The 4430-nt window shown below is 67.7% G+C and carries 6 protein-coding genes; 3 read left to right on the forward strand and 3 right to left on the reverse strand.

Annotated features, from left to right (window positions below):
- The 3 genes from RMO85_RS02330 to RMO85_RS02340 form a co-directional block, all read right to left on the reverse strand.
- Positions 1-265: hypothetical protein (locus tag RMO85_RS02330; protein WP_310526231.1), on the reverse strand; the 265-nt coding region annotated here is incomplete at its 3' end.
- A gap of 183 nt (positions 266-448) precedes the next feature.
- Entirely contained in the window at positions 449-1546 is a 1098-nt protein-coding gene (locus tag RMO85_RS02335) for a nucleotide disphospho-sugar-binding domain-containing protein (RefSeq protein WP_310526232.1), read from the reverse strand.
- Entirely contained in the window at positions 1543-2136 is a 594-nt protein-coding gene (locus RMO85_RS02340; RefSeq protein ID WP_310526233.1) for a TetR/AcrR family transcriptional regulator, read from the reverse strand. The genes RMO85_RS02335 and RMO85_RS02340 overlap by 4 nt, the downstream gene beginning before the upstream one ends.
- A gap of 377 nt (positions 2137-2513) precedes the next feature.
- Between RMO85_RS02340 and RMO85_RS02345 the strand changes: the two genes are divergently transcribed.
- The 3 genes from RMO85_RS02345 to RMO85_RS02355 form a co-directional block, all read left to right on the forward strand.
- Positions 2514-2726 (forward strand): PLDc N-terminal domain-containing protein, encoded by a 213-nt coding sequence (locus RMO85_RS02345; protein WP_310526234.1) that lies wholly within the window; start codon positions 2514-2516, stop codon positions 2724-2726.
- A 151-nt stretch (positions 2727-2877) separates the two neighbouring features.
- A complete protein-coding gene (locus tag RMO85_RS02350; RefSeq protein ID WP_310526235.1) occupies positions 2878-3132 on the forward strand; it encodes a Fe-S cluster assembly protein HesB in 255 nt (84 codons plus the stop codon).
- Between the two features lie 433 nt (positions 3133-3565).
- On the forward strand, positions 3566-4430 hold an 865-nt coding region (locus tag RMO85_RS02355; RefSeq protein WP_310526236.1), incomplete at its 3' end, for a histidine kinase dimerization/phospho-acceptor domain-containing protein.

Raw genomic sequence — 4430 nt, forward strand, 5'->3', positions numbered from 1 at the left:
CCCACCCGAGCTCGTCGAGGACCGCCACGATGTCGCCGACTGCCTCCGCGACGGTGAACGCGCCCACGGTGGTCGAGGGCGCCAGCCCGCGCTGCTGGAAGGTTGCGACCCGGTGACGCGCAGCGACTTCCTCCACCACTCCGTTGAGATAGTCGAAGTTCAGGGCGGGCCCGCCGTGCAGGGCCAGTACCGGGGGGCCCTGCCCGGCGACCCAGCCCGCGATTGCACCCGACCCCGTGGTGGCCTTGAACGACGTGTGCTCCATCCATGGAGACTAGGCCAGAAGGCGGGCTGCGTCCCGGCGCTCCACACCGTCATCCCGGCCGGGCGCATATCGTTCGATCAGCGCTCGCGCACGAGGTCGTACAGGGGAACCGGATTCTGCGCGAGAGCACGGAGGGTCGTCGGTCATTTCGACTGGCCCTGTTTCTCCAGGACTGCCTTGCCTTCAGGCGACGGCCCGACTCGTGCCCACCGATTCGACCAGATCGGCGCCGGCGCGGGCGCCCGACGTTGTGCGGATGGCGGCGCCCAGCCGGGCGGCAGCAGCCCGATGCGGACCCTCGCCGATCAGCTCATCCACGACGGCCGCGATCGCGGCGGGCTTGGCGGACTTGGACAGGAGCCGGCCAGCGCCGGCGTCGACCAACGACTGGCCGACCATCTTCTGATCGAGCATCGGGTGCATCGGCATGACGAGCACCGGGAGGTCATGGGCCAGGGCGACCATCGTGGTCGCGTGGCCACCGTGCCCGATCACCATCGACACCGACGGCAGCAGCTCGGTGTGCGGGACGAACCCGCGGAGCTCGACGTTCGGTGGAGAGGCCAGATTCTCGATGCCGATCGAGGGCCCCACGGTGGCGATGCCCCGCACGTCGAGAGTGCCGAGCGCGTCGAGGATGTTCTGCATCGCTCGAGCCTGGCCCGGGAAGTTGACCGTGCTGAGACTGACAAGCACGGTTGGCTCCGAGGGCGCGGCCGCAACACCCGTCACCACGGGTCCCGTGAAGTGCAGGTTGCCAGGTCGCGGGCCGCCGCCGGTGGGATCAAGGTCCTGCAGGCACGCGACCAGCCGGGCGGCCGCACCGTTCAGCAATCTTCGCGCAGGGATGCGCTTGACCGCCATGCCGATGCCCATGGGGCCGCGCAGCCACCTGCGGACCAGATACGCGTCGTACATGTGCTCCAGCACCACGTATGGCAGTGCCTCGGCCGCGACCGCCTGCATCGCGCCGAACAGGATGCAGTCGATGACCACGAGGTCAGCGGGCTCGCGACGAATCTCCTCAACGACGTCGCGACCCATCGCCCGGTCACCGAACACGCCGACGTAGTCGAGGGGCGTGCTGTTGTCGGTTGCCCTGAACATGCGGGCGGTGCGGAACGCCGTGAAGTCGAGGCCCATGCCCTTCACCTGCGCGTGTTGGACGGGGTGCCCCATCACCCGGACGCGGTGGCCACGCTGCTGCAGCTCGGCGGCGATGCCGAGCGCGGGAGGAACGTTGCCGCCACCGTCCCACGTGACGAAGAGGAGGTTGCTCATGACGAATCTCCTTCTTCCCGGGCGCCTTCGAGGAGCGCCGTCGCCATTCGATGGATGAGTTGTTCGGTCCGTGCCCGCGAATAGCGGCGGTCGAGGCGCAGCAGCTTCCAGGTGTAGACATCGGTCGCGACGACGAGCAGGTCGATGAGTGGGTCGCGTGGGCCGGCGAACGGCGCGAAGACGTCCCTCACCCACGTGCGGTGCATGGCCCGGCCGCGACGGGTCAGCTCGGCGACCTGCGGATCCGCCGACTCCTGGGCGAGCATTTGGAGCGCCGTCCGTCCACGGTCCTCGTAGTGTCCGACGATCACAGCAACTGCTGCGTCGACATCACCGACGGGGGCGTGGCGCTCCTCGGTCACGGTGGCGATCGCGTGGTCCATGGTCGCTTCGATCAGTCCGGCACGACTCTTGAAATGCCGCAGGATGGTCTGGACGCTGACGTCAGCTGCGACCGCGACGTCGTCGAGCGAGATGTCAGGAAACATCCGCTCACGCCCGAGGTCGAAAAGCGCCTCGATGATCCTCCGCCGGGTTTCAGCGACGGCCTCAGCGCGAACGCCCATCGTGTAGGAGCGAGTCGTTTTCATGGTACTCGACGTTGACACGAATCTATTTTGAAGTCAATGGGCACTTTCGCGAAACGCCACCACTGTCACAGAGGGCTTTGACACCTGGCGGCAGAGCGCAGGCCACGCTTCTTCGGACGACGTACGAGCATGCCGGCGATCCATGTGTTCTGGAAGGTGTGTCCTTTCGCCGCGAGCCGGACACAGCTGGCCGCTGAGCGTCGATCCCGGCAGCTGGAGTTCGCGCGGGACCTCTTACTCGACGAATCCGGCAGGCGAGGCCGAACACCAAGTGGGTAGACAGACGCTCTTGGGGTGGCGCTTCCGGCGGCGCGAGAGCAGGCTTCGTTGGATATGCTCGTTGTCGTCTGAGGTGCCCCTCTCGAGAAGGATGAGTCATGGGCTTTGTCCCTGTATGGGCGGCACTCGTCGTCGCCATGATCGCCGCTGCCGCCGCCCTCTGGATCGCCGCCGTGGTGAGCATCGCGCGCTCAGAGCAGTCGAGCGACCGGCTGGGAATAGTGCCTTGGCTGATCCTGGTCACCTTCGCGCCCCTGGTCGGCCCGATCCTGTGGTTTGCCGTGGGAAGTCGGCACTCGCTGCCTGTCTGACGCTGCTGCCCCGGAGCCGCAATCGCAGCTGGCCGCCGGTGCGGCCGGTCTACATCGAGCCCACAGTTTGTCCGCCCAGCGGATGCGCGCAATGGTGAAGGGGACACAACCTCCATTCGGAAGGAGAGCCATGCTTGCTCTCACCGAGAACATGACCGACATCGTCAAGAAGCTCGCAGAGGAAGTGCCGGAGATCTCTGGCCTACGTATCGCTGCCGAGGCAGACGGGCAGTCCCTGTCGGTCAGCCCCGCGGATCACGCCGAACAGGATGACCAGATGATCGAGCAGGACGGCGCCATCATCTACGTCGATGGGCCGGCCTCCGAGCTCCTTGCCGACAAGATCTTGGACGGTGGCGTGGACGAGGTGGGCAACATCCACTTCGCGCTTGGCCAGCAGGCCTGACCGACAGCGTCAATGGAGTCCTGGGTCCTCGGTTGGGCTCAGGACTCCAGTCATGTATGGGTCAGCCCGCGAGCCTCGGTGATCCCCGGCTTCGTGCTGCCCGGGCGCGTTGGTCGTCCGGACGCCGTACGCCGCCAGCAGCGCCTCGCCCGTGTCAGCAGGCGTCGCAGGCAATGCCGTACTTGACGACCACACTTGGGCCCAGACGTACCCGACCTCAACGCCTTGGCCATCGTCACCGTTCGGGGCAGTTATGACCGATGAGTGGACCGCGGATCGCAGGGGTGAATGCGTGAGTCCTGGACTGTGGTCGTCTACGGGCGAACGGCGGGTATTGTGACGGGGCCGGTCGCAGCCATGCTGCCCTGCCGTTGGTTCTCTCAGCAGAGGTGGGCCTTTGATTTCGGGGGTCCGGATCTGAGGGTAGTTGGCCGTGCGAGACCCTGACCAGGACGCGGGCGAGGACTCCCTCCAGGATGACGGCTTGAGCTCCGTGATGATTCCTTCCTCGCGCGATGCCGCCATCGCACCCGCCGTCGAGGTCGACCCCGAGCGTCGGGCGGCCGCCGCCGCGGTGGTCGCTGAAGCCGTGGCCGTGGCGTTGGAGGCGACGGCCGCCGAGGCAGCTGCGGCGGTGCTCGTGACGACAGCGGCCGTGACCGAGGCAGCTGGTCGAGCCGCCGACACTGCGGAGAGCGCCAGGCGGGCACGAGCGTTCGCGGCGGATGCGGCGGCGCAGTCCGTGGCCTACGAGGCGGAGCGAACGGCCGCGCGCGTGCGAGTACGCGCCGATCTGGCCGCGGCACAGGTGCAGCGGGCCGCCTCGCTGGCTGCCGATGAGCTTGCCCATTGCAAGACGGATGGCACCGCGCTCGACACGCAGCGCATGGCCGAACTTCTCGCGGCCACCGTCAGTGCCGCGGCTGACGCAGCCGCCCAGGACACCACGCGGGCAGCCAACGCCGTCGCTCACGCTGCCACCGTCGCCGCAGCCCTCGTCAGGCAGACGGTCGCAGCTGCTGAGCAGGTCGCCGAAACCGAAGTGACCGCCACCGCTGATGATCAACGGGAACTGGCCACCGCAACAGCCGCGGCGGTGGCGCTCGAGACAGATGCCCGTGCGGTCGGCGTCGCGATCGCGGCCCGAGAAGCGGCCGCGGCGCTCTACATGTCCGAGATCGCCGCCGAGCTCAGTCACGACCTGCGCGTACCCCTGAGCTCGATCATCGCGAGCGTGGAGATGCTCGAGGACGAGCTGAGGGGTCACTCCAACCAGACTGTCTCCGCGCTGTTGGGCC

The sequence above is a fragment of the Nocardioides sp. genome (genome assembly GCF_031422975.1).
In the GTDB taxonomy this organism is placed as follows: Bacteria; Actinomycetota; Actinomycetes; order Propionibacteriales; family Nocardioidaceae; genus Nocardioides.

Bases quoted from the DNA above. Each gene is read 5' to 3' on its own strand.
- RMO85_RS02335 (WP_310526232.1), bottom strand. From the start codon at position 1,546: ATGAGCAACCTCCTCTTCGTCACGTGGGACGGTGGCGGCAACGTTCCT.
- RMO85_RS02340 (WP_310526233.1), bottom strand. From the start codon at position 2,136: ATGAAAACGACTCGCTCCTACACGATGGGCGTTCGCGCTGAGGCCGTC.
- RMO85_RS02345 (WP_310526234.1), top strand. From the start codon at position 2,514: ATGGGCTTTGTCCCTGTATGGGCGGCACTCGTCGTCGCCATGATCGCC.
- RMO85_RS02350 (WP_310526235.1), top strand. From the start codon at position 2,878: ATGACCGACATCGTCAAGAAGCTCGCAGAGGAAGTGCCGGAGATCTCT.